This window comes from Nonomuraea sp. NPDC004354 (assembly GCF_053602555.1).
In genome coordinates this window covers 105,873-127,816 of record NZ_JBSGDV010000013.1, presented here as the reverse complement: position 1 = coordinate 127,816, position 21,944 = coordinate 105,873, and the positions used below count along the sequence as shown (strand labels likewise).

The 21,944-nt window shown below is 72.2% G+C and carries 21 protein-coding genes; 12 read left to right on the top strand and 9 right to left on the bottom strand.

Annotated features, from left to right (window positions below; all coding sequences use genetic code 11):
* Positions 1 to 6: 6 nt before the first annotated feature.
* Together ACWENQ_RS30335 and pseI are read left to right on the top strand one after the other, a co-directional pair.
* A complete protein-coding gene (locus ACWENQ_RS30335; protein WP_452417264.1) occupies positions 7 to 507 on the top strand; it encodes a GNAT family N-acetyltransferase in 501 nt (166 codons plus the stop codon).
* Positions 504 to 1,547, top strand: coding sequence for a pseudaminic acid synthase (gene pseI, locus ACWENQ_RS30330; RefSeq protein WP_449919942.1), 1,044 nt, complete (start codon positions 504 to 506; stop codon positions 1,545 to 1,547). The genes ACWENQ_RS30335 and pseI overlap by 4 nt, the downstream gene beginning before the upstream one ends.
* On the opposite strand, the gene ACWENQ_RS30325 is transcribed toward pseI, so the two are convergent.
* Positions 1,540 to 2,487, bottom strand: a complete 948-nt coding sequence (locus ACWENQ_RS30325; RefSeq protein ID WP_452417262.1) for a PseG/SpsG family protein — start codon at positions 2,485 to 2,487, stop codon at positions 1,540 to 1,542. The genes pseI and ACWENQ_RS30325 overlap by 8 nt on opposite strands.
* Position 2,488: 1 nt before the next feature.
* Complete coding sequence (locus tag ACWENQ_RS30320) at positions 2,489 to 3,217, bottom strand: cytidylyltransferase domain-containing protein (protein ID WP_449919936.1); 729 nt, start codon at positions 3,215 to 3,217, stop codon at positions 2,489 to 2,491.
* A 128-nt stretch (positions 3,218 to 3,345) separates the two neighbouring features.
* On the opposite strand from ACWENQ_RS30320, the gene pseB reads away from it, so the two are divergent.
* Together pseB and ACWENQ_RS30310 are read left to right on the top strand one after the other, a co-directional pair.
* Entirely contained in the window at positions 3,346 to 4,305 is a 960-nt protein-coding gene (gene pseB / locus ACWENQ_RS30315; RefSeq protein ID WP_354906340.1) for a UDP-N-acetylglucosamine 4,6-dehydratase (inverting), read from the top strand.
* A complete protein-coding gene (locus ACWENQ_RS30310) occupies positions 4,305 to 5,444 on the top strand; it encodes a DegT/DnrJ/EryC1/StrS family aminotransferase (RefSeq protein ID WP_452417260.1) in 1,140 nt (379 codons plus the stop codon). Before pseB ends, ACWENQ_RS30310 begins: the two co-directional genes overlap by 1 nt.
* Here ACWENQ_RS30310 and ACWENQ_RS30305 read toward each other — a convergent pair.
* From ACWENQ_RS30305 to ACWENQ_RS30295, 3 genes are read right to left on the bottom strand one after another with little or no spacing between them, the layout of a single operon-like run.
* On the bottom strand, positions 5,422 to 7,299 hold the full coding sequence (locus ACWENQ_RS30305; RefSeq protein ID WP_452417258.1) for a glycosyltransferase family 2 protein: 1,878 nt from the start codon (positions 7,297 to 7,299) through the stop codon (positions 5,422 to 5,424). The two genes, ACWENQ_RS30310 and ACWENQ_RS30305, sit on opposite strands and share 23 nt — an antisense overlap.
* A gap of 11 nt (positions 7,300 to 7,310) precedes the next feature.
* Entirely contained in the window at positions 7,311 to 8,969 is a 1,659-nt protein-coding gene (locus ACWENQ_RS30300; RefSeq protein ID WP_452417257.1) for a hypothetical protein, read from the bottom strand.
* Entirely contained in the window at positions 8,960 to 9,799 is an 840-nt protein-coding gene (locus ACWENQ_RS30295; RefSeq protein ID WP_354906346.1) for a hypothetical protein, read from the bottom strand. The genes ACWENQ_RS30300 and ACWENQ_RS30295 overlap by 10 nt, the downstream gene beginning before the upstream one ends.
* Before the next feature lie 173 nt (positions 9,800 to 9,972).
* Here ACWENQ_RS30295 and ACWENQ_RS30290 point away from each other — a divergent pair, with 173 nt between their 5' ends.
* The 8 genes from ACWENQ_RS30290 to ACWENQ_RS30255 all read left to right on the top strand — a co-directional run bounded on the left by ACWENQ_RS30290 (position 9,973) and on the right by ACWENQ_RS30255 (position 18,185).
* The gene (locus ACWENQ_RS30290; RefSeq protein WP_354906348.1) at positions 9,973 to 10,212 is read left to right on the top strand and encodes an acyl carrier protein; all 240 of its coding nucleotides are present in this window, start codon (positions 9,973 to 9,975) and stop codon (positions 10,210 to 10,212) included.
* Positions 10,199 to 10,945 (top strand): SDR family NAD(P)-dependent oxidoreductase, encoded by a 747-nt coding sequence (locus ACWENQ_RS30285; RefSeq protein WP_354906350.1) that lies wholly within the window; start codon positions 10,199 to 10,201, stop codon positions 10,943 to 10,945. Before ACWENQ_RS30290 ends, ACWENQ_RS30285 begins: the two co-directional genes overlap by 14 nt.
* 69 nt (positions 10,946 to 11,014) lie before the next feature.
* A complete protein-coding gene (locus ACWENQ_RS30280; protein WP_452417255.1) occupies positions 11,015 to 12,406 on the top strand; it encodes an AMP-binding protein in 1,392 nt (463 codons plus the stop codon).
* Positions 12,403 to 13,431 (top strand): LuxE/PaaK family acyltransferase, encoded by a 1,029-nt coding sequence (locus ACWENQ_RS30275; RefSeq protein WP_449919921.1) that lies wholly within the window; start codon positions 12,403 to 12,405, stop codon positions 13,429 to 13,431. The genes ACWENQ_RS30280 and ACWENQ_RS30275 overlap by 4 nt, the downstream gene beginning before the upstream one ends.
* Positions 13,431 to 14,798 (top strand): acyl-CoA reductase, encoded by a 1,368-nt coding sequence (locus tag ACWENQ_RS30270; RefSeq protein ID WP_449919918.1) that lies wholly within the window; start codon positions 13,431 to 13,433, stop codon positions 14,796 to 14,798. The genes ACWENQ_RS30275 and ACWENQ_RS30270 overlap by 1 nt, the downstream gene beginning before the upstream one ends.
* 71 nt (positions 14,799 to 14,869) lie before the next feature.
* On the top strand, positions 14,870 to 15,598 hold the full coding sequence (locus ACWENQ_RS30265) for a polysaccharide deacetylase family protein (protein WP_449919915.1): 729 nt from the start codon (positions 14,870 to 14,872) through the stop codon (positions 15,596 to 15,598).
* 42 nt (positions 15,599 to 15,640) lie between these two features.
* Positions 15,641 to 17,020, top strand: a complete 1,380-nt coding sequence (locus ACWENQ_RS30260) for a hypothetical protein (RefSeq protein WP_452417254.1) — start codon at positions 15,641 to 15,643, stop codon at positions 17,018 to 17,020.
* A 10-nt stretch (positions 17,021 to 17,030) separates the two neighbouring features.
* Positions 17,031 to 18,185, top strand: a complete 1,155-nt coding sequence (locus ACWENQ_RS30255; RefSeq protein WP_452417253.1) for an acyltransferase family protein — start codon at positions 17,031 to 17,033, stop codon at positions 18,183 to 18,185.
* Here ACWENQ_RS30255 and ACWENQ_RS30250 read toward each other — a convergent pair.
* The 4 genes from ACWENQ_RS30250 to ACWENQ_RS30235 all read right to left on the bottom strand — a co-directional run bounded on the left by ACWENQ_RS30250 (position 18,172) and on the right by ACWENQ_RS30235 (position 21,890).
* Positions 18,172 to 18,477, bottom strand: a complete 306-nt coding sequence (locus ACWENQ_RS30250) for a winged helix-turn-helix transcriptional regulator (RefSeq protein ID WP_449920568.1) — start codon at positions 18,475 to 18,477, stop codon at positions 18,172 to 18,174. The two genes, ACWENQ_RS30255 and ACWENQ_RS30250, sit on opposite strands and share 14 nt — an antisense overlap.
* Positions 18,478 to 18,728: 251 nt before the next feature.
* Complete coding sequence (locus tag ACWENQ_RS30245; protein WP_452417251.1) at positions 18,729 to 19,280, bottom strand: hypothetical protein; 552 nt, start codon at positions 19,278 to 19,280, stop codon at positions 18,729 to 18,731.
* A 50-nt stretch (positions 19,281 to 19,330) separates the two neighbouring features.
* A complete protein-coding gene (guaA, locus tag ACWENQ_RS30240; RefSeq protein WP_452417249.1) occupies positions 19,331 to 20,881 on the bottom strand; it encodes a glutamine-hydrolyzing GMP synthase in 1,551 nt (516 codons plus the stop codon).
* A gap of 178 nt (positions 20,882 to 21,059) precedes the next feature.
* Positions 21,060 to 21,890 (bottom strand): SDR family NAD(P)-dependent oxidoreductase, encoded by an 831-nt coding sequence (locus ACWENQ_RS30235; RefSeq protein WP_449919904.1) that lies wholly within the window; start codon positions 21,888 to 21,890, stop codon positions 21,060 to 21,062.
* Between the last annotated feature and the right edge of the window lie 54 nt (positions 21,891 to 21,944).

The following is a 21,944-nucleotide window of genomic DNA, read 5'->3' as shown; positions in this document are numbered from 1 at the left end:
GACGAGGTGCTGAGACACGTCCGCGAGCACGACCTCGAGATCATCCGGGGCTGGCGCAACCATCCGAAGGTCAGGGCGGCCAGCCTGACCACCCACGAGATCGGCCCCGACGAGCACGCCCGCTGGTGGGCGACCCTGAGCGGCGACCCGAGCCGGCAGGTGCTGGTCTACGAGCACGCCGGCGTCCCGTCCGGCGTGGTGACCTTCGCCGGTCTCGGCCCCGGCGTCACGACCGCGACCTGGGGCTTCTACCTCGACATCGACGGCCTGGAGTCGTCGGGCGAGCTGCTGCGGGCGTGGATCGGCCTGGAGCGGGCCGCGATCGAGCACGCCTTCGGCCCGCTCGGCCTGGTGAGGTTGCGCGGCGAGGTGCTCGAGGACAACGAGTCGGTCAGGCGCCTACACCGGCGCTTCGGTTTCGCCGAGATCGGCTCCGACACCCGGGCCGTCGACGGCGCCGACAGGAACGTCATCACCATCCAGCTCAGCAGAGAGGACAACGCGTGATCTCCATCGCGGGGCGCGAGATCGGGGCGGGGCACCCGCCGTTCGTCATCGCCGAGATGTCCGGCAACCACAACGGCGACCTCGGCCGGGCGCTGGCCATCGTCGACGCGGCCGCCGCCGCGGGGGCCCACGCGCTGAAGCTGCAGACTTACCGGCCCGACACCATCACCGTCGACGCCGACGGCCCGGCCTTCCGCATCGGCGAGGGCCACGCGCTGTGGGGCGGCGAGAACCTCTACCGGCTCTTCGAGCGGGCGCACACACCGTGGGAGTGGCACCGGCCCATCTTCGAGCGGGCGCGCGAGCGGGGGATGGTGCCCTTCTCCTCCCCGTTCGACCCGACGGCGATCGACCTGCTGGAGAAGCTCGACGCGCCCGCGTACAAGATCGCGTCGTCGGAGATCGTGGACCTGCCGCTGATCAGGCTGGCGGCGGCCACCGGCAAGCCGCTGGTCATCTCCACTGGCATGGCGACGATCGCCGAGATCCACGCCGCCGTCGAGGCTGCCCGCGAGGCGGGGTGCACCCAGCTGGCGGTGCTGGCCTGCACCGTCTCCTACCCCGCCGACCCCGCCGAGAGCAACCTGCGGGCGCTGCCGCTCCTGGCGGGCGTCACCGGCACGGTGGTCGGCGTGTCGGACCACACGCCCGGGATCGGGGTGCCGCTCGCGGCGGTCGCGCTGGGCGCCTGCCTGATCGAGAAGCACGTCACGCTCTCGCGTGACGACGGCGGGGTCGACTCCGCCTTCTCCCTGGAGCCGGCCGAGCTGGCGGCGCTGGTGGTGGAGAGCGAGCGGGCCTGGCGCTCGCTCGGCGCCCCGGTGCTCGGGCCGCGGCCGAGCGAGCGCGAGGGCCTGCGGTTCCGGCGCTCGCTCTACGTCGTGCGCGACGTGCGGGCGGGCGAGCCCGTGACCCCCGACAACGTCAGGTCGATCAGGCCGGCGGGCGGGCTGCCGCCGGCGGCGGTGAGCACGGTGATGGGCCGCACCTTCACCAGGGACGTCACCCTGGGCACGCCGTTGACCTGGGACCTCATCTGAGCAGGGCGTCGACGACGCGTTCCCTGCCCCTGCCGTCGACGAGCTCCCGGCCGCGCGTGCCGTACTCGGCTCGCAGGCCGGGGTCGGTGAGCAGACGGCGCAGCGCGGGCACCGCGAGCTCGGCGCTGCCGCCGAGCCCCGCCGCCAGGCCGCGGCCGACCAGCGCCTCGTATCCGATGAGCTGGTTGTCGGCCACCCAGGTGAGCGCGGCGGGCACCCCGAGATACAGCAGCTCCCAGACGGCCGAGCCGGCGGCGGTCACCACGAGGTCTGCGGCGGCCATCAGGTTCGGCAGCAGGTCGGTGGGCGGCATGACGGTGATGCCCTCCCCCGCCTCCAGCGGGGCCGAGCTGATCACGGTGGCGGTGAACGGCACGCCGGTCGCCCGCAGCGCCTCGACCCACCGCGGCGTGACCCCGGCGGCGTCGGTGCCGCCGAAGAAGCACAGCACGTGGGGCACGGCGACCCCCGGCCAGCGGGGCGGGCGGATGGCGCGCCGCACGCTGTCGCGCAGCAGGACGTAGCGCGCCCCCGCCAGCCGCACCCCCGGGTACGGCAGCCGGCAGGGCACCTCCTCGGCGCCGAGGTTCTGGTCGAGGTAGAGGTGCGCCTCCTGCCCGAGCGGATCGCCGTCGATGACGGCCAGCACGCGGGTGCCGGCCGCCATGAGCGCGGCTCCCGTCCCGGGCGGCAGCGTGTAGGAGTCGAGCACGACGAAGTCGAGCCCGAACGCCGCGAGCCGTTCGGGCTCGGCCGGCGCCGGGCGCACGGGCAGGGCGCGCAGGTCGAGCTGCCGCCACGCCCACGGCAGCGAGCCCATGTCGCCGAGGAAGGACACGCGGGTGCCCCGCGCGCGCAGCTCCTCGGCCAGCGCCACGCAGCGGATCAGGTGCCCCACACCGATCGTGGTGCCCGCGTCGCAGCGGATGCCGACGCGCACGCTACGCCTCCCGCAGCGCCTTCTGCTCGACGTGTGCGTTGATCATGCACGCCTCCGGTCGCGCACGCAGCCATGCGACCAGCTCGCGCACGCGGGCGCAGCGGTCGCCCAAGGCGGCCACCATCAGGGCGATCAGCCGCCAGTCGTCCTCGGTGTCGAGCGTGACGCGCAGGTCGGGAGCGGCCGGGCGGTAACTGAGGCCGAGCAGGTGGAAGTCGTCAGGATGAGTGTAGATGTGGGAGGTGACGTGCGTGCGGTGGTAGCCGGTGGCGACCTTGCCGACCGCCTCCAGTACGTCTCTGCCGACGATCTCGACGTCCATGCCGCGCGGCAGCGTACGGACCAGGCTCGTGGTCAGGTAGTCGAGCCCCGGCAAAGCCTGGTAGGCCAGCGCCGCCTGACCGATGACCTCGGGGTCGAGCAGCGGGCAGTCGGCGGTGAACCGCATGACGGCCTCGCACGGGCGGCTCTCCAGCGCGCCGAGGAACCGGGTCAGCACGTCGTCGACGGGACCGCGGTGCCAGGCGACGCCGATCCGCCGGCACTCGGCGACGACCGCGTCGTCCGCGGCCTGCCCGGTGGTCGCCACGACGAGGTCGTCGACGGCCCCCGACCGCTCGACGGCCCTGACCACCCAACCGAGCACCGAGCGACCCCCCAGGTCGCGCAGCACCTTGCCGGGCAGCCGGGTTGATCCCATGCGCGCTTGAATGACTCCGACAATACGCACTGATGCCCCATTCCCCCGTGTGACCGTGCGTGTCTGCTTCGTCGCGCTAGGCTACCGGCCAACCTGCGCAGACGCAGGTCGTACCACCGAAATGAGGGGGCGGCGTGAGCGTGGTGAGCGGATCGTCAATGTTGATCACGGGGGGCACGGGCTCCTTCGGCAAGGCCTTCGTACGCCACGCCCTCGACCATCTCGGCGTGCGCCGCCTGGTCGTCTTCTCCCGCGACGAGCTCAAGCAGTACGAGGCCCGGCAGCTGTTCGGCGAGGACGAGCGGCTGCGCTGGTTCATCGGCGACGTGCGCGACCGCGACCGGCTGACCCGCGCCATGCACGGCATCGACTACGTCGTCCACGCCGCCGCGCTCAAGCAGGTCGACACGGCCGAGTACAACCCCTTCGAATACGTCAGGACCAACATCGCCGGCTCGCAGAACGTGGTCGAGGCGGCGATCGACTGCGGCGTGCGCAAGGTCGTGGCGCTGTCGACGGACAAGGCCTCCGGCCCCGTCAACCTGTACGGCGCGACCAAGCTCGTCGCCGACAAGCTCTTCGTCTCCGCCAACCACTACGCCGCCGGCCACGTCACCAGGTTCGCCGTGGTCCGCTACGGCAACGTGGTGGGCAGCCGGGGCTCGGTCGTGCCGTTCTTCCTGCGCCTGGCCAGGGAGGGCGCGAGCCTGCCGATCACCGACAAGCGGATGACCCGCTTCTGGATCACGCTCGAGCAGGCGGTCGGGTTCGTCGTCGACTCCTTCGACATGATGCAGGGCGGCGAGCTGTACGTGCCGCGCATCCCGAGCATGCGCATCACCGACCTGGCCGAGGCGCTGGCCCCGGGAAGCCCGATGGAGGAGATCGGCATCCGGCCGGGCGAGAAGCTGCACGAGGAGATGATCGGCCCCGACGACGGCAGGCGCACGTTGCGCCTCGCCGACCGTTATGTGGTCCAGCCGACGATCGCGACCTGGGGCTACGTCCCGCCGCAGGGCGGTGAGGTGCTCCCCGAGGGATTCGCCTACCGCTCCGACACCAACGACCGGTGGCTGTCGGTCGAGGACCTGCGCGCCATGGTGATGGTGAGCGCCTGATGCTGCCCTACGGACGCCAGTCGATCGACGAGGCCGACATCGCGGCCGTCTGCGAGGTGCTGCGCGGCGACTGGCTGACGACGGGTCCCGCCGTCGCGCGGTTCGAGCGCGAGCTGGCCGCGTGGACGGGCGGGGTGCCGTGCGTCAGCGTCACCTCGGGCACGGCGGCGCTGCACGTCGCCTACGCGGCGGCGGGGATCGGGGCGGGTGACGAGGTGGTCACCTCACCGCTGACGTTCGTCGCCACCGCGGCCACGGCGGTGCTGCTCGGGGCCAGGGTGGTCTTCGCCGACGTGGAGCCGGGCACCGGCACCCTCGACCCGGCCGCGGCCGCCGCCGCGGTGACGGCGCGGACCCGCGCGATCACCGCCGTCGACTACGCGGGTCACCCCGCCGACTACGACGAGCTGCGGCGGGTCGCCGACGGGTGCGGCGCGCTGCTGGTCGGCGATGCCGCGCACTCGATCGGGGCCGCCTATCGCGGGCGGGCGGTCGGCTCGGTCTGCGACCTGACGACGTTCTCGTTCTTCCCCACCAAGACGGTCACGACGGCCGAGGGCGGCGCGGTCGCCGTGCGTGACGCCGAGCTGTTCCGGCGCGCGGCGATGTTCAGGAACCACGGCCTGGTCCGTGACCCGGCCCTGCAGCGCGACCCCGAGGTGGGCGGCTGGCACCAGGAGGTCCACGCCTTCGGGCTCAACTACCGGCTGCCCGACGTGCTGTGCGCGCTCGGCATCAGCCAGCTGCGCCGCCTGCCCGCGTTCATGGCGCGCAGGGCCGAGCTGGTGGCGCGCTACACGAAGCTGCTGGGCGGGGTGCCGGGCCTCACGCTGCCCGTCCAGCGCGACCACGTCACGCCCTCGTGGCATCTCTACCCCGTCCGGATCCATGACGGGCGGCGGCGCGAGGTCTACGACAGGATGCGCGCCGCCGGCATCGGGGTCCAGGTCAACTACATCCCCGCCTACTGGCATCCGGTCTTCGAGGACCTCGGCTACCGCCGCGGCCTGTGCCCCGAGGCAGAGGCGTACTACAGCGAGCAGCTGTCGCTGCCGCTCTTCCCCGATCTGACCGACGGCGAGCAGGACCGCGTCATCGAGTGCCTGGCGGGCATCCTCAGCCGGCGCTCCGCTCCCTGATCATGAGGCAGCCGTCCTCGCCCCTGTCGACGAGGTAGCGCCGGTCGCCGACCTCGGCCTCGGGCTTGGCCGCGGTCTCCACCACGAGCCTGACGATCCTGCCCTGGTCGATGACGACGTCCCACCAGGCCTCCTCCTGCTGGGAGTCGTCGATCGCGGCGAAGGACAGGCGGCTGGTGAAGGCGTTGCCGTCCAGGTCGACGGGGAAGTAGATCTCCTCGCCGTCGTGCCGGCGGATCAGGCGCAGGACGGGCTCGCCGTCGCCCAGCGCGCGCAGCTCTCCCGACACCACGAGCCGGTCGTCCTGGACGTGGCACTCACGCACGACGGCGTCGCGCCGCAGCAGCCGGATCCCCCACGCGCCACGGAAGGACCGCACCGGCACCAGCCACCGGCCGCCCATGCGGACGGGCACCGGTGTCGAGGGCGGATCCCAGCGCACGCCACCGACCTTGCCCTCCAGGCACAGTCCTGGACGGCGCAGCTCCACGCGCAGGTCCCAGTGGCCGACCCCGCGGGCGGGCAGCGCGGCGGGGTCGATCGTGAACGCGAAGTCGTAGCCGCTCTCCAGGGCCGCGCCGGCGCCCCAGGCGATCCTGTCCCAGGAGGGGAAGGCCGTCGCCTGGCCCAGCGGTATCCTCGCGCCGCTCTTGCGCTCCCGCAGCGACACGCTGAGCCTGGCCCGGCCGAGGGCGCCGGCGTCGAACCTGCCGATCGCGGCCCTCCCCTCGCCGCGCAGCTTCCCGTCCTGCCAGTCCAGCCGGACCAGCCGGGAGGTCAGGGACAGGTCACGGGACAGCGGCGTCAGATGGCCCGGCAGCTGGGGGTGCTCGGCGACCCAGCGCCGTCCCCGCAGGCCGGACCTGCGCATCAGAGGCTGCAGGGCGCCGCTCTCCACCTCGTCGACGACGTCCAGCAGCGGGCCGAGCTCGCGCCGGCGCAGGAGGTGGACCAGCAGCCGGCGCGCCCACGGCAGGTCGAGCCAGCCCGAGAGCGGGACCTGGTCGAGGTAGGAGACGGCCAGGTCGACGATGTCGGGGGGCAGCGCGTCGCCGTGGTGGGCGACGGCCTCCACCACCACCTGCATGTCGATGTCGAGGGTGTCGGTGTCGAAGGCGGCGGCCAGCTTCGGCGCGCCTCCGCGCAGGATCCTGGAGGCGTCGCACACCGACAGCAGCCGGTCGCGCAGGTTGTCCGGCTCGAGCTTGCGCTGCGTGATGGACGAGTCGGCCTCGTCGCGCTGCCGCCAGTGGTAGACGACCTCCCGCAGCACGTCGACGGAGGCGGCGCGGACGTGCGCGGCCATGGTGACCGGCTGGTCCTCGTACATCCGGTCGGGGAAGGCCAGGCGCAGCTCGTCCCAGAACGCGCGCCGGAAGACCTTGTTCCACACCATGCGGTCGCGGATCAGCAGCGGATGGCGGGTGATGTGGGTGCGCTTCATCGAGGTCCTGAAGGCCTGCCGGTGCGCCCACGACGGCACCAGCTGCCCGCCGATGAGCCGCTTGGCGTTGCCGCAGGCCAGGTCGGAGCCGGTCGACTCGAGCGAGCCGACCAGCCTGCGCAGCGCGTCACGGGGCACCACGTCGTCGCCGTCGACGAAGGCGAGGTAGCGGCGCGTCGCGTGGCGCACCCCGACGTTGCGGGCCATGCCGGGACCGGTGTTGCGCTGCCTGATCAGGCGGAACCTGTCGTCGGCCGCGCACAGCGCCGCCGCCGCCGCCGCGCCGCCGTCCGTCGATCCGTCGTCGACGCAGATCACCTCGAGGTCGCGCAGGCTCTGCGCCGCCACCGACTCCAGGCACTCGCCGACGTACTTCTCCACGTTGTGGAAGGGAATGATCACCGAAAGCACAGCGACTCCCTTCAACCGGAGAACGTACGGAGGACCCTGCGGGCCAGCCGTCTGGGGCGCGCCAGCCTGCGCGACAGCCGGTGACGCAGCGACCTGCGGACGGCCTGCGCCTTGCGCTGCGCCTTCTTCAGCTTCGCCTTGGTCTTCCTGAGGTCGCGCTCGCGGTAGGTCAGCTTGGTCTCCAGCCTGGACACCCTGGCCTGGGAGTCGGTCAGCCGCCGGTGGAGGTGGTCGCGGGCGTCGAGCAGCTCGCGGTAGTCGGGCGGCGTCTGGCCTGGCTCGATGACCGCGCCGATCTCCTCGTCCAGTTCGGCGGCCGCCACCAGGTGTTCCTTGTCGCACGGGATCCCGCACATGCCGGCCAGCGTGAGCGCGAGCTGGTCGGCCTCGACCGGCCACGGCCACGGGTGGTGGTGGCCGGCGGCGAGCAGCCGTACGGCGAAGCGCCACAGGATCCGGCAGAGCACCACCTCGACGGCGGGCGCGTCGTCCAGCGTCCACCCCTCCTCGGCCAGCCGCAGCCGCTCGCCGTCCCAGACGAGGTTGTCGGTGGTCCCGAAGACCGCGACCGCGGGATCCTCGCCCTTCACCCACGCGCCGAGCACGGCGAAGGTGCGCCTGAGCGCCCGCAGGTCGTCACGGGCGCACCCCTCCAGCAGGATCTCCTCCAGCACCCTGCCGTGCGGGATGGGCGTGCAGGCGGCCGGATCCGCCAGGCGCACCCGTCCGGCGGCGGGCGGCGCCGACATCACCGTACGGCTCCAGCCGTGGCCGCCGTAGACCACCTCGTGCACCACGGGGCCGCTCTGGAGCAGGCCCATCGGCAGGATGGCGTGGTGGGCGGCGACCGGGCCCTTGGCCGCGACGGTCACCCACAGCGGGGCCAGCCGGTCGGCCAGGTCGTGCCGGAAGGCGGTGCGGGTCAGGTGGAGCGGGTCGGCGACGATCATCCTCGCGTCGTAGCCCCTGGCGCTGAGGGGGACGGCGAGCGCGTCCGGCGGGCGCTGGGCCAGCACGTGGGTGGCCAGCAGCGCGCGCGGCGCCTCACGCGTGGGGTAGGCCGCGTAGCACGTCTCCGTGGCGAAGCGCAGCGCGTGGAGCTCCAGCTCGACCGTCTCGGGGCCGTTGGGGTAGGTGACGTCGAAGCCGTGGGGCGTCCACTGTGAGTCGTCGCCCTCGCGACCGGCGGGCCTGGCCGACACGAACCGGTCCACGCCCAGGTCGTTCTCCACGCCCAGGACCAGCCGCCCGCCCTCGGCGACCAGCTCCGACAGCGCGGCGAGCGTCTCCCGCCAGGTCTGCGGCGGCTCCTCGGCCGAGTGCAGGGCGGCGATCCCGTCGAAGGCGAGCACCAGGTCGTACGGCGCGGCCTGCGCGAGCGTGTCCAGCCTGCCGCAGTAGACGCTCGCCGCCGGATGCCTGGTGGCCAGCGCGCAGGCGTCCGGGTAGGAGCGCAGCAGCGCCGACAGCGACCCGGCCCGCGCGGCGACCAGGTCGAACAGGCCCTGGGGATGCGGTCCGACGACCAGCACCCGGCCCCGTTCGGGCACCAGGAGGGACACCAGTTGCGTGGCGACGGCCCCCCAGTCCCTGGCCTGCGTCAGGTCCGACCACAACAGCATCTCGCCACCGATCAACTGGACATTGTCCGGCGTCGTGTTCACGCGCATCGCGCCTTTCTCCATCCGAACAGGCGTCGCAGCTCTTCCGGGCTCGCCTGGTAGTCGAAACCGAGCTCGCGCCGGGCCACCTCGCGGGCGAGCTCGCGATCGACGCGCACGCCGTGCAGGTCGGGCCACAGGCGCATCCGGCGCTCCGTGCCGCCGTACTCGGGACGTTCGTCCTCGTACTGCATCGGGTCCCCGTACACGGCGATGTCACAGCCGACGGACGCGCCGTAGAACAGGGCGCTGCCCAGCCGGTTGGAGGCGACCCTGCGGTGGCGGCGCAGCTCGGCCAGCTGCCCGCGCAGGAAGTCGCGGCCCTTGCCGTCCCAGCGCGAGCCCCGGTGACCGTGGCTGATGACGCGGAATCCGGCCGATTCGTAGGCCCGCCTGATGCCCGCGTCGCCGTACTCGAGCCAGTAGAGGCAGACGGTCACCGGCCCGGTCTCCACCTCGCGGATCTCCGCCGCGAGCCTGGCGTGGTCGCCGTTGACCGAGCTCTTCTCCCAGCCGTGGAAGGGGTACCAGATCGTGCCCTCGCGCTCGTCCTCCGGCACCCGTCCCAGGTCGGGCTCCAGGTGGAGCAGGTAGACCCAGGGCGCGCCGATGAGGTAGTGCTGCCTGCGGCCCATCGACCAGCCTCTGCGGCGCAGCACGTCGGACCAGACGAACCGGGGGTAGCCGGGGCTGCACCACTTGTCGTTCGGCGGGAAGCCGTGAAGGTAGTTCCAGCCGTGTTGCACGAATCCCTGGATACGTTGGGGCGTTCCCTGAGCCATCCCGCAGTAGCGTCCGAAGATCTGTGAGTGCCCGTACCAGTGATTGGATTCGTCCACACCGAACCTCCTCGTGAGCCTGCGTTCGGCTGACGTTTCCATTCGCCCCCGTGAGCCGCGCGGCTCTATACCCATCCATTACTCGCGGTGGAAGTTGCCTTCACGCGCCGCCCCCCTGCCCACCGCCGCGACGCTACACTGCGTTTCGATTCTGTCGCACATAGTGAGGAAACATGAGACATCTCGATCGTCTGCGCGTCGTCTTCCGCAGCGCGCTCAACCTGCCGGACGGCACCGACGTCGACGCGCTGGAGTATCGCGGCGTCCCGCAGTGGGACTCCCTGGGCCACATGGCGCTCGTGGCCGCGATGGAGGACGAGTTCGACATCGTGATCGACACCGACGACATGCTCGACATGAGCTCGTTCGGCAAGGCCGTGCTGCTGCTGGAGAAGCAGGGTGTCGCGGCCTGAGCCGCGGGTCGCTCTCGTCACCGGCTCCACCAAGGGCATCGGCAGGGCGGTCGCGGCCAGGCTCGCGGCCACCGGCCACGAGGTGGTCGTCCACGGCCGCGCGGCCGAGGCGGCGGAGAAGGCGGCGGCGGAGCTGGCCGAGCGGACCGGCGGGGCGGTCGGCGCCGTCCACGGCGACGTGGCCGATCCCGACGCCGTCGCCGCCATGATGCGCGAGGTCCACCGCAGGCACCGGCGGCTCGACGCGTTGGTGATCAACGCGGGTGTCCACGAGGCGGCCCTGCTGGGCATGATGCGCGGCGCGTCGGTGAGCCGCCTGTTCGAGGTCAACGCCATGGGCGCGACGCACACCCTGCAGGCCGCGGTGAAGCTGCTGCGCAGGGGCACGGCTCCGGCCGTGGTCCTCGTCTCGTCCGTCATGGGCGCCAGGGGCGGCGCGGGACAGGCCGTCTACTCCGCCACCAAGGCCGCCGTGCTCGGTCTCACGCTGGCCGCGGCCAAGGAGCTCGGGCCGTCGGGGATCAGGGTCAACGCCGTCGCGCCCGGCTTCGTCGAGACCGGCATGCTGGAGTCGCTGGACGAGCCCGGCCGCGCCGCCACGATCGCCGCCACGCCGCTCGGCAGGCTCGGCAGGCCGGACGACGTCGCCGCGAGCGTGGCCTTCCTGCTGTCGGCCGAGGCGGCTTTCGTCACGGGTCAGGTCCTCGGCGTCGACGGCGGCCTGGTGCTCTGACCCCGTCCGGCGCCCCGCAGCAGGAGCGCCGCGACGACCGGTGCCCGGCAGGGCAGGAAGGCACAGCGAATGGACCCGTTCCCCCACCCGCACGCGAGTCTCGTCGTGGCGGAAACACAGGACGTGCTCGGCGCCGACGAGCTGACCGCGCGCATCGCCGACGCGGCGCGCAAGCTGGCCGCGGCGCCGCCGGGGCCGCTGTTCCTCGGCATGCGCAACGACCTGCCGTCCGTGCTCGCCTATCTGGCCGCGCTGCGCTCGGGCAGGCCCGTCGCCCTGCTCGACCCCGCCCTTCCGGCGGCCGTGCTCGCCGACCTGACCGACCGCTTCGCGCCCGCCGCCGTCGCGGGGTTCCAGGCCACCACCGCGGGGTTCGAGCCCGCCGTCGCGGGGTTCCAGCCAGCCGCCGCGGGGTGCGAGCCCGCCGCCGTCGCGGGGTTCGCCGTCGCGCACCGGCCGCGGCCGCGCGCCGCCCCCGACCCGCATCCCGACCTGGCCGTCCTGCTGACCACGTCGGGCTCCACCGGCAACCCCAAGCTCGTCCGGCTCTCGCACCGGGCCGTCATGGCCAACGCCCGCGCCATCGCCCAGGCCCTGCGCCTGACCCCCGCCGACGTGGCACCCACCAGCCTGCCGCTCCACTACAGCTACGGCCTGTCGGTGCTCAACAGCCATCTGGCGGCCGGCGCCACCATCGTGCTCACCGGCGCGAGCCTGCTCGAACGGCCCTTCTGGCGCCAGCTGGCCGAGCATCGCTGCACCTCGCTGGCGGGCGTGCCGTACCAGTACGAGATGCTGCGCCGGCTGCGCTTCGACCCCGCCGCCCATCCCGCGCTGACCACGCTGACCCAGGCCGGCGGCAGGCTGCGCCCCGAGCTGGTCGCCGAGTTCGCCACCAAGGTCGACCGGTTCTTCGTGATGTACGGCCAGACCGAGGCCACCGCCCGCATCGCCGTGCTGCCCCCCGAGCGCCTGCCGGACAAGCTCGGCTCGGCCGGTGTAGCGCTGCCCGGCGGCGCGCTCGGCGTCGAGAACGGCGAGATCGTCTACCGCGGCCCCAACGTGATGATGGGCTACGCCACGAGCGCGGCCGACCTGGCCAGAGGCGACGACCTCGGCGGCGTGCTGAGGACCGGCGACCTGGGGTATGTCGACGAGGAGGGGTTCCTGTTCGTCACCGGCCGGGTGAAGCGCATCGCCAAGGTCTACGGGGTGCGCGTCAACCTCGACGACGTGGAGCGGCTCCTGCGCGACTGCGGTCCCGTCGCGGCCACCGGCGGCGACGACAGGGTGACGGTGTGGACCGAGGGCCTGGACCGGGGCGCGCGCGAGGCGCTGGCCCGGCGGCTGGCCGGCGAGCTGCGCCTGCACTGGAGCGGCTTCGACGTGCGAGAGGTGGACCGGCTGCCGCTCCTCGCCACCGGAAAGATCGACTATCGAGCGCTGGAGGCCCGCGCATGAGCGTCTTCACCCTGACCCAGGCGGCCAAGGAGGCGGCGCTGCTGCCCCAGCTGGCCGCCATGACCGAACGGCACAGGCGCGACTGCGAGCCGTACCGGCGGATCATGGCGGCGATCGGGGCGGCGCCGCCGTACGCGTCGGTCGCCGACCTGCCGTGGCTGCCGGTGCGGCTGTTCAAGACGCACGAGCTGCGCAGCGTCCCGCCGGAGCGGGTGTTCAGGGTGCTGACCTCCAGCGGGACGAGCGGGCAGCGGCCCAGCCGCGTCCACCTCGACAGGGAGGCGGCGGCCACGCAGACCCGCATGCTGGCGGCCACCATGCGGGTCGTGCTCGGCGAGCGGCGGCTGCCCATGCTCGTCGCCGACAGCCGGGCGGTCGTGCGCGATCCGACGCTGAGCGCGCGCGGCGCGGGCGTGCTCGGCATGATGACCTTCGGCAGGGACCACGCCTTCGCCCTCGACGAGGAGGGCAGGCCCGATCCGCGGGCGGTCGCGGACTTCCTCGCCGAGCACGGGCGCGAGCCTTTCCTGATCTTCGGGTTCACCTTCATGGTCTGGCTCTACCTGCGCGAGCTGGAGGCCGACCTGTCCAACGGGATCCTGGTCCACTCCGGCGGCTGGAAGAAGCTGGCCGACCAGGCGGTCGACAACGCCGCCTTCCGCCGCCACTTCGCCGAGCGCACGGGGCTGACCGCCGTGCACAACTTCTACGGCATGGTCGAGCAGATCGGCACCGTCTACCTGGAGGGCCCCGACGGCGGCGGGCTGTACTGCCCCGACTTCGCCGACGTGGTGGTCCGCGACCCCGCCACCTGGCAGGAGGCGCCGGTGGGCGTGCCCGGCGTGATCGAGGTGGTCAGCACGCTGCCCACCTCCTATCCGGGGCACGTGCTCCTGACCGAGGACCTCGGGGTGGTCCACGGCGTTGACGACGGGGTGTGGCCCGGCAAGAGGTTCTCCGTCCTGGGCCGGCTGCCCAGGGCGGAGGCACGCGGATGCGGCGACACGTTCGGAGCGGCGGCCTGATGATCGACATCCTGTTCCCCGTCCCCGGCAGGTCGACGCCCGAGACGCTGGTCGCCGAGCTGGCCGCCCCGCCCGCCGGCGGGCCGCTGGTGGTCGGCGACGACCGGATGCGCGCCTTCCTCACCACCTTCGGCGCCAGGCTGCTCAGCCCCGCGATCTCCCGCCGCCACCCCGAGCTGGGCTCGCTCGGGTTCTTCCTGCGCCGCGTCGAGCTGGCCAGGGCCATCGACCTGCTCGACGGCGAGCACCTGAGGGTGCCGCGCGGGCTGGTCTTCCACGTGCCTCCGGCCAACGTCGACACCGTCTTCGTCTACTCGTGGGCGCTGTCAGCTCTCATGGGCAACCACAACGTCGTACGGCTGTCGCCGCGCTCGGGAGCGGTCGCCCGCACCATCGTCGACACCCTCGCCAGGGCTCTGCGCGACGCCGATCCGGCCGTCGCGCAGACGCAGCGGATCGTCTCCTACGACCGTTCCGAGGAGGCCACCGCCGCCTTCTCGGCCGCCTGCGACCTGCGGGTCATCTGGGGCGGCGACGCCGCCGTCACGGCCATCCGGCGCCACCCGCTCGCGCCCCGCGCCCGCGACCTGACCTTCCCCGACCGCTCGTCGTTCGCCGTCATCCGGTCGGTGGCGTGGCTGGGCAGCTCGCCGGCCGTACGGGCGGCCGCCGCCGAGGGCTTCGCCAACGACTCCTACTGGTTCGACCAGGCGGCGTGCTCGTCTCCCAGGACGGTGTTCTGGGTCGGCTCGGCCGCCGACACCGACAAGGCGCACGCCGACTTCACGCTGCGGCTGGCCGGGGCGATCGCCGCCCGCGGCTGGAACGTCGACGCGGCCATGGCGGTCGAGAAGCGCGTGGCCACCTACGGGATGGCGGCCGACGGCGACGGCAAGTCGATCACCTTCCACGGCAACACGCTGGCCGAGGTACGGCTGGCGACCCCCACGGCGATGCCGAGGCGCTGGCTCGGCATGGGCACCTTCGCGCACACCAGGCTCGCCGACCTGGCCGAGCTGGTGCCGCTCGTCGAGCGCAAGGACCAGACGATGACGCACTTCGGCTTCGCGAAGGACGAGCTCGAGACGCTGGCCAAGGCGCTGGCCGGGCGGGGCGTCGACCGCATGGTGCCCTTCGGCTCGGCGCTGACCTTCCACCGGGTGTGGGACGGGGTGGACCTGCCCTCCGAGTTCACCCGCATGGTGACGGTCCACGCGCCGGTCCAGGACCGGCCGCCCGCCCGGACCGACGCGCGCGGAGGCAGAGACGCCCGCGGGAGCGGTGACCCGCGCGGGAGCAGTGACCCGCGTGGGCTCAGTGACCCGCGCGGGATCAGTGACCCGCGTGGGGGCAGCCGCGGGCAGTGACACGCGCGAGGGCACTCGCGATGGGGCACGATAGACGAGGTCCGTTGATCCCCCGTCGATGGAGGTGCCCGATGTTCTCGCGCGGTCTCGTCACAGCCGCCATGACCGCCACGCTCCTGCCGGCCTTCCCCGCGCACGCGACCCTCCCGACGCCATCCGCGCGGGCCGCCCTCCACGGTGGTGCGGCGGCCACGGTCGACTGCGCCAAGGTCAAGTGCCTGGCGCTGACCTTCGACGACGGGCCGGGAGCCGCGACCGGCACGCTGCTGACCACCCTGCGGAAGTCGGGCGTCAAGGCCACGTTCTTCCTCATGGGCAAGCACGTCGAGGAGCGGCCCGCACTGGTGAAACGCATGGCGGCGGAAGGTCACGAGATCGGCAACCACACCTGGTCGCACCCGAGCCTTCCCACGCTGTTCGACGAGGAGATCACCACGGAGCTGAAGGCGACCCAGGACGCCGTCGCCCAGGTGACCGGCAGGGCGCCGAGGCTGTTCCGCCCGCCGTACGGGCAGACCGACGACCGGGTGGCGGCGCTGGCCGGCGACGAGGGGATGGCGCAGGTGCTGTGGACCGGCACCACGCTCGACTGGAAGCTGCGCGACGAGAAGAAGATCAGGGCGGTGGTGCTCAAGCTGGCCAGGCGCGACGGCGTCATCCTGATGCACGACGTGGTCCCGCAGACCGTGCGGGTGATGCCGGCGCTGGTCAAGGAGCTGAAGAAACGCGGCTACCATCTCGTGACGGTGTCGGCGCTGCTCCAGGGGCGCAGGCTCGCACCGGGTGAGACCTACCCCTAGCCCGTTTTGCGCTGATCCACTTCCCTCCGGACAATAACCTCGATGATCGTCGAACGCTCCACGGCACGGATCTTCCTCAGTGTTCAGGCAGTGCTCCTGCTGTGGTGGGCCGCGTACTACCCCGGTCTGTTCAGCCGCGACTCCGTCCTCTACCTGAGCCACACCATCGTGGGCCCATGGGTGAGCGACCACTCCGTCCTCTACGACGCGATGCTGTGGCTGAGCGTGAAGCTCACGGGCGCCGTCAGCCCGGTGACGCTGCTGCAGACCACGGCGATGGCGCTGGCGGTCTCGCTCCTCGCGCAGGAGCTCAAGGGGCTCGGCGCGCCGAGGATCCCGACGACCGTGGCCGCGGTCCTGCTGCCGTTCGCGCCGCCGTTCGGGGCCTTCTCGGTGACGTTCTGGAAGGACGTGCCGTTCACCGCCTGCATCATCGGCATCACGGCCGTCTGCGCGCGGATCGCCAGGAACAAGGGCCCGACCCGAGGGACACTGCTCGCGCTCGGCGCCGTGATGCTGGGCGCGGGGCTGTTCAGGGCCAACGGGTTCCTGGTCGTGGGCATCGTGGTGGCGGTGCTGCTGGTCATCGGCAAGGGGTTCAGGAAGCGGCTGGCGGCGGTGGGGCTGCTCGCCGCGGGCGTGCCCGTCCTGCTCACCAACCTCGTCCTGCCCCAGGTCGGCATCGTGCCGCCGTCGCGCACGTTCGTCTACCACACCGCCTACGGCGACATCGCGGTGGCCTGGAAGGAGCGGACGGACCTGTTCACCACGCGGGACGTGGCGCTCATGGCCCAGATCGCACCGCTCGAACGCTGGTGGAGAGGCGGCAACTGCAACACGATCAACCCGCTGATCTGGCGCGGCGACTTCGACTGGCGGCGCTCCGACGAGCTCAGCCCGCAGGTGATGGAGCTGTGGAAACGCATCCTCCTACAGGCGCCGGACCAGGTGATCAAGACCAGGTTGTGCAGGGGCGCGATCGCGTGGCGGCCGGGGGCCGACCGCTGGTCGGAGGGCGGCGAGACCTACCACTTCTCTCGCCGGTGGTTCGCCTGGGAGTACGTCGGGCCCGACATGATCGAGCGGCATCCCGAGCTCGAGAGCTTCAACCTGAGCCCGCTGTCGTGGCCGCTGCACGACCTGGCCGACGGGTGGCTGTCGGCCTCCTTCGAGCCCGACCTCGACTGGCTGGTGTGGCGGGGGCCGATCTGGTGCTACGCCGCGTACGTGGCGCTCGCCGCGGCGGCATGGCTGCGCGGCAACCGGTGGGTGCTCGGCATCGCGGCGGCGATCCTCGGCCAGCAGCTCGCGGTGCTCGCCAACATCTCCGCCCAGGACTTCCGCTACATGGCCTCGCCGATCTTCATCGGCTTCCTCATGCTTCCTCTGCTTGTGCGCTTCTGGCGAGCGGGGCGCCGGTAAGCTCGGTCAAATGACAAGACGGCTGGCGTGGCTCGACGCTCTGCGGGGCCTGGGCGCGACAGCCGTCCTCGTCGAGCATCTCAACTACCACGTCCTCGACCAGCTGCGGCCGCGCTGGATGAACCTCGGGATCTACGGCGTCCTGGTCTTCTTCCTGGTCAGCGGCTACATCATCCCGGCCTCGCTGGAGCGCAGGGGTGACGTGCGGGCGTTCTGGATCAGCAGGGTCTTCCGCCTCTACCCGCTCTACCTGCTGCTCATCGCCGTCACGCTGGCGCTCTCGCCGCTGCTGCCGCTACGCGGCGACACCAACGTGTTCGCGCACCTCACGATGCTGATGGAGGTCACGGGCTCGGCGGGTCTCGTCGAGCCGATGTGGACTCTCTCCTACGAGATGGTCTTCTACCTGCTGGTCACCGGGTTGTTCGTGGCGGGCGTGCACCGGCGCAGCGGGTGGTTCGCGCTCGCCTTCGCGCTGCTGGCGACGCTGGTGGCCTTCACCCTGCCCCGCGAGGGGCATCTGCTCGACGGCCCGTGGGCGCCCGTCGCCGTGCTGGTCGTGGCCGCGGCCGGCCTGGCCGGCGTGCTGTCCGGCTCCCGCCCGGCCCGTACGGCGGGCGCGGTCGTGCTCGCCGTCCTGGCCGTGACGTTGGTCTGGATCGGCAGCAGGGAGTCGTGGCAGGGGGCGATGGTCCTGTCGGTGATGTTCACCGGCACCGCGATCCACCGCTGGGAGCACGGCCGGAGTTCGGGGCTGTGGCCGGTGGCCGGGGTCGCGGCGCTGATCGTGCTGGTGCCGTTCCTGCGGCCGGTGACGTTCAACGGCCTGACGAACCTGGCCACGATGGGCCTGGCCGCGGCGACGTTCGCGCTGTTCTTCGCGCTGCGCGGGCGGTCGCTGCCGCGCGTGCTGGCGTGGCTGGGCCTGATCAGCTACTCGATCTATCTCGTGCACGTTCCGCTGATCAAGCTGGCGCTGCTCGTCGTCGGCGACCCCGGACGCTTCCCGTGGCCCGCGCAGTTCGGTCTCGGCCTGGCGTTGTTCGGGGCGATCCTGGCCACGAGCTGGGTCACCTACCGTTTCGTCGAGCTGCCCGCCCAGCGCTACGGCAGGCGGCTGATCGAACGGCGGGCCGCCGGCCGCGGTCTCGTCACTGCTGTCTAGCGTCGTAGAGCTCCCGCGACCTGGCGATGCACGAGCTGTGCCGCCGTGACCAGTCGGTGAGCGTGAGCATCGCCTCGTACAGCTCCAGCGCCATCGGCGTCGCCTGGTACTCCACCTTGGGCGGCACGGTCGGGTAGACGGTGCGGGTCAGCATCCCGTCGCGCTCCAGGTTGCGCAGGGTCAGCGTCAGCATGCGCCGGGAGATGCCCTGGATGAGCCGCTCCAGCTCGGTGAACCTGATCGGCTCGCCCGCCGCCGCGACGATGATCTGGATGGCCCACTTGCCCGCGATCCGGTCGAGGATCTCCCTGGGCGGGATCGGGGGCGGCCGTCTGGGCGGCCGTCGCCATCCTGGGGGCCGCGCTCGCAGCAGCCCTGATCATGCTGCCGCGCCACCGGACGGCCGAGGTGGGCGAGGAGCGGGCACGGCAACTGGCTTGACGATCGCAGTCACTCGATTACCATAGGTGATGCACCGCCCACTAGGGCGGTGAAGTGGGGCCGGGTTTTCCGCCGGATGGCGGGCGCCCGGCCTTTGCGCTGTCAGGACGCGGTCGCCTCGCACGAGAGTTCCACCAGCCCGTCCAACGCCTTGAGGTGCCGCTCCTCTCCGCGCGCGAGCTGCGCCGCCGCGGCGCCCACCACGATGTCGGCCACCCACAGCAGCGGCGTCCACCTCGCCGAGGCGTGCACGAACGTGAACTGCCGTGGGCGCCCCACGAGCGCCGAGAGCACCTTGCGGTCGATCTGGTTCTGCCGATCCTCGCGACGGTCGATGACCAGGTGGCCGACGCAGGGAGCCAGACTCAGCACCGCCCAGCCCAGCGCCCGCGCCCGCGCGGCCTCCTGGCGCTGCGGGCCGGAGAACCGGCAGGCATAGACGCTCGCCTCGACATCCAGCGACGCGAGCGCCCGCACGAGGGCATCGCGCACCGCCTCGCCTTCCTTGCACCAGTGCGGCGGCCGGCCGGTGGGGACACAGTCGGTCAGCAGGTGGCGCACCTCGTCGTCGAGCGACGGCTCGGCACGCACCACGGCCAGGAGGTACAGCCCCTGCCTGTCATGGATCGATTCGTCGATGTATCCGAAACGCAAAGGGGGAGTCACGGAAGGCGATTATTCCGTGACTCCCCGCTACGCGATGCCTACTCCCACTCGATGGTGCCCGGAGGCTTGCTGGTCACGTCGACCACGACCCGGTTGACCTCCCGCACCTCGTTGGTGATGCGCGTCGAGATCCGCGACAGCACGTCGTAGGGCACCCGCGCCCAGTCGGCCGTCATGGCGTCCTCCGAGGTCACCGGGCGCAGCACCACCGGGTGACCGTAGGTGCGGCCGTCGCCCTGGACGCCGACCGAGCGGACGTCGGCCAGCAGCACCACGGGGCACTGCCAGATGTCGCGGTCGAGACCCGCCCTGGACAGTTCCTCCCTGGCGATGGCGTCGGCCTCGCGCAGGAGGTCGAGCCGCTCCTGGGTGACCGAGCCGATGATGCGGATGCCGAGCCCCGGGCCGGGGAACGGCTGGCGCCACACCATCGCGGCCGGCAGGCCGAGCTCCTCGCCCGCCCTGCGCACCTCGTCCTTGAACAGCGTGCGCAGCGGCTCCACGAGCGAGAACTGCAGGTCCTCCGGCAGGCCGCCGACGTTGTGGTGCGACTTGATGTTGGCCGTGCCGGTGCCGCCGCCCGACTCCACCACGTCGGGGTAGAGGGTGCCCTGGACCAGGAAGTCGACCGGCCCCTCCGACATGATGGCGCGCTGCTCGTCCTCGAAGACGCGGATGAACTCGCGGCCGATGATCTTGCGCTTCTCCTCCGGATCGGTGACCCCGTCGAGCGCCTTCAGGAAGCGTTCGGCGGCGTCGACCACGCGGAGCTTGACGCCCGTCACGGCCACGAAGTCGCGCTCGACCTGCTCGGCCTCGCCCTTGCGCAGCAGGCCGTGGTCGACGAACACGCAGGTGAGGCGGTCGCCGATGGCGCGCTGCACGATGGCGGCGGCCACCGCGGAGTCGACGCCGCCCGACAGCGCGCAGATGGCGCGGCCCTCGGGGCCGATCTGCTGCTGGACGGCGGCCACCGCGTCCTCGACGATGTTGAGCATCGTCCACGACGGACGGCATCCCGCCGCGTCGAGGAAGTGCTTGAGGACGGCCTGGCCGTGCTCGGAGTGGAGCACCTCGGGGTGGAACTGCACGCCGTACAGGCCGCGGCCGGGGTGCTCGAAGGCGGCGACCGGCGTCTCGTCGGTCGCGGCGGTGACGGTGAAGCCGACGGGCGCCGCGGCGACGCTGTCGCCGTGGGACATCCAGACGGTCTGCTTGGCGGGCAGCCCCGAGAAGAGCACGCCCTCGCGGCCGACGCGCAGCTCGGTGCCGCCGTACTCGGCGACGCCGGTGCGGGCCACTTCGCCGCCCAGCGCCTGGGCCATGGCCTGGAAGCCGTAGCAGATGCCGAAGGTCGGCACGCCGGTCTCGAACAGGCCGACAGGAACGGCGGGCGCGCCCTCGGCGTAGACCGAGGAGGGGCCGCCGGACAGGATGATCGCCTTCGGCTTCTTCGCCAGCATCTCGTCGACCGACATCGTCGAAGGGACGATCTCGGAGTAGACGTGGCATTCGCGCACCCGCCTGGCGATGAGCTGTGCGTACTGCGCACCGAAGTCGACCACGAGCACTGTGTCGAATTCAGACACCGAAAGAACCCCCAACCAGGTGAATGCGGTGCTCCCAGTGTATCCGCAGGCCGACGGACACCCGGCAGGACGTGTCATGACCAGTACGCGGATCTTGTCGGGGCCGGCGTGACATGGGCGTTGTGGGGGACCGGCTACCTGAATGCCGTCAGGACGACCGGCCGGGCTCGCGCCCGCGTCACGCGTAGTCGGGCGGCTCGGGCACGTCGCCGTCCAGCAGGGCGGCGGTCTGCTCGCGCAGGTTCCGGTCGTAGCCGGGGTGGGTCAGGACCAGGAAACGCTCGTTCCTGATGGCCTCGACGGTCGCGTCGGCGACCTCGGCCGGCTCCTTGCCCTTCTCCACCAGGGTGTCGAGCCATTCCTGGGAGGCGAGGTCGTCGCGGGTACGGGCCACCGCCAGATCGGCGGGCCTGACCCGTTCGGAGCGGCTGATGCCGGTGCGCACCCCGCCCGGGCACAGGGCGGTGACGCGCAGCTTCGAGCCGACCTGGCGCAGGTCGTGGGCCAGCGCCTGGGAGGCGGCCAGGGCGGCGTACTTGCTGACCGCCTGCCCGCCGAGGTTGGGCCCGGCGAACAGGCCCGCGACGGACACGCTGTTGACGATGTGCCCCTCGGTGTCCTGCTCGATCATGCGGGGCACGAACTCGCGGATGCCGTGGAGCACGCCCCAGACGTTGACGCCCAGCAGCCAGGCGAAGTCCTCCTCGGTGCGGGTCCACATGCGCCCGCCCTGGAAGACGCCCGCGTTGTTGCACAGCACGTGGACCCCGCCGAGCTCGTTGAAGGCCCGGTTGGCCAGATGCTGGACGGCCGGCGCGTCGGAGACGTCGGTGATCTGGGTGAGCACCTTGACCCCCGAGATCATCGCGGCCGTCCGCGCCAGACCCCGTGGATCGACGTCGGCCAGCATCAACGCCATGCCTTCGGCCGCGAACCGTACCGCCAGCGCCCTGCCGATCCCGCTCGACGCCCCTGTCACCACCGCGACCTTGCCGGAGAGCTCCCGCACCGCCCCTCCCTAGCGCTCGCTTGCAAGAGACGTTAGCGTGATCTCAGGCGTGAG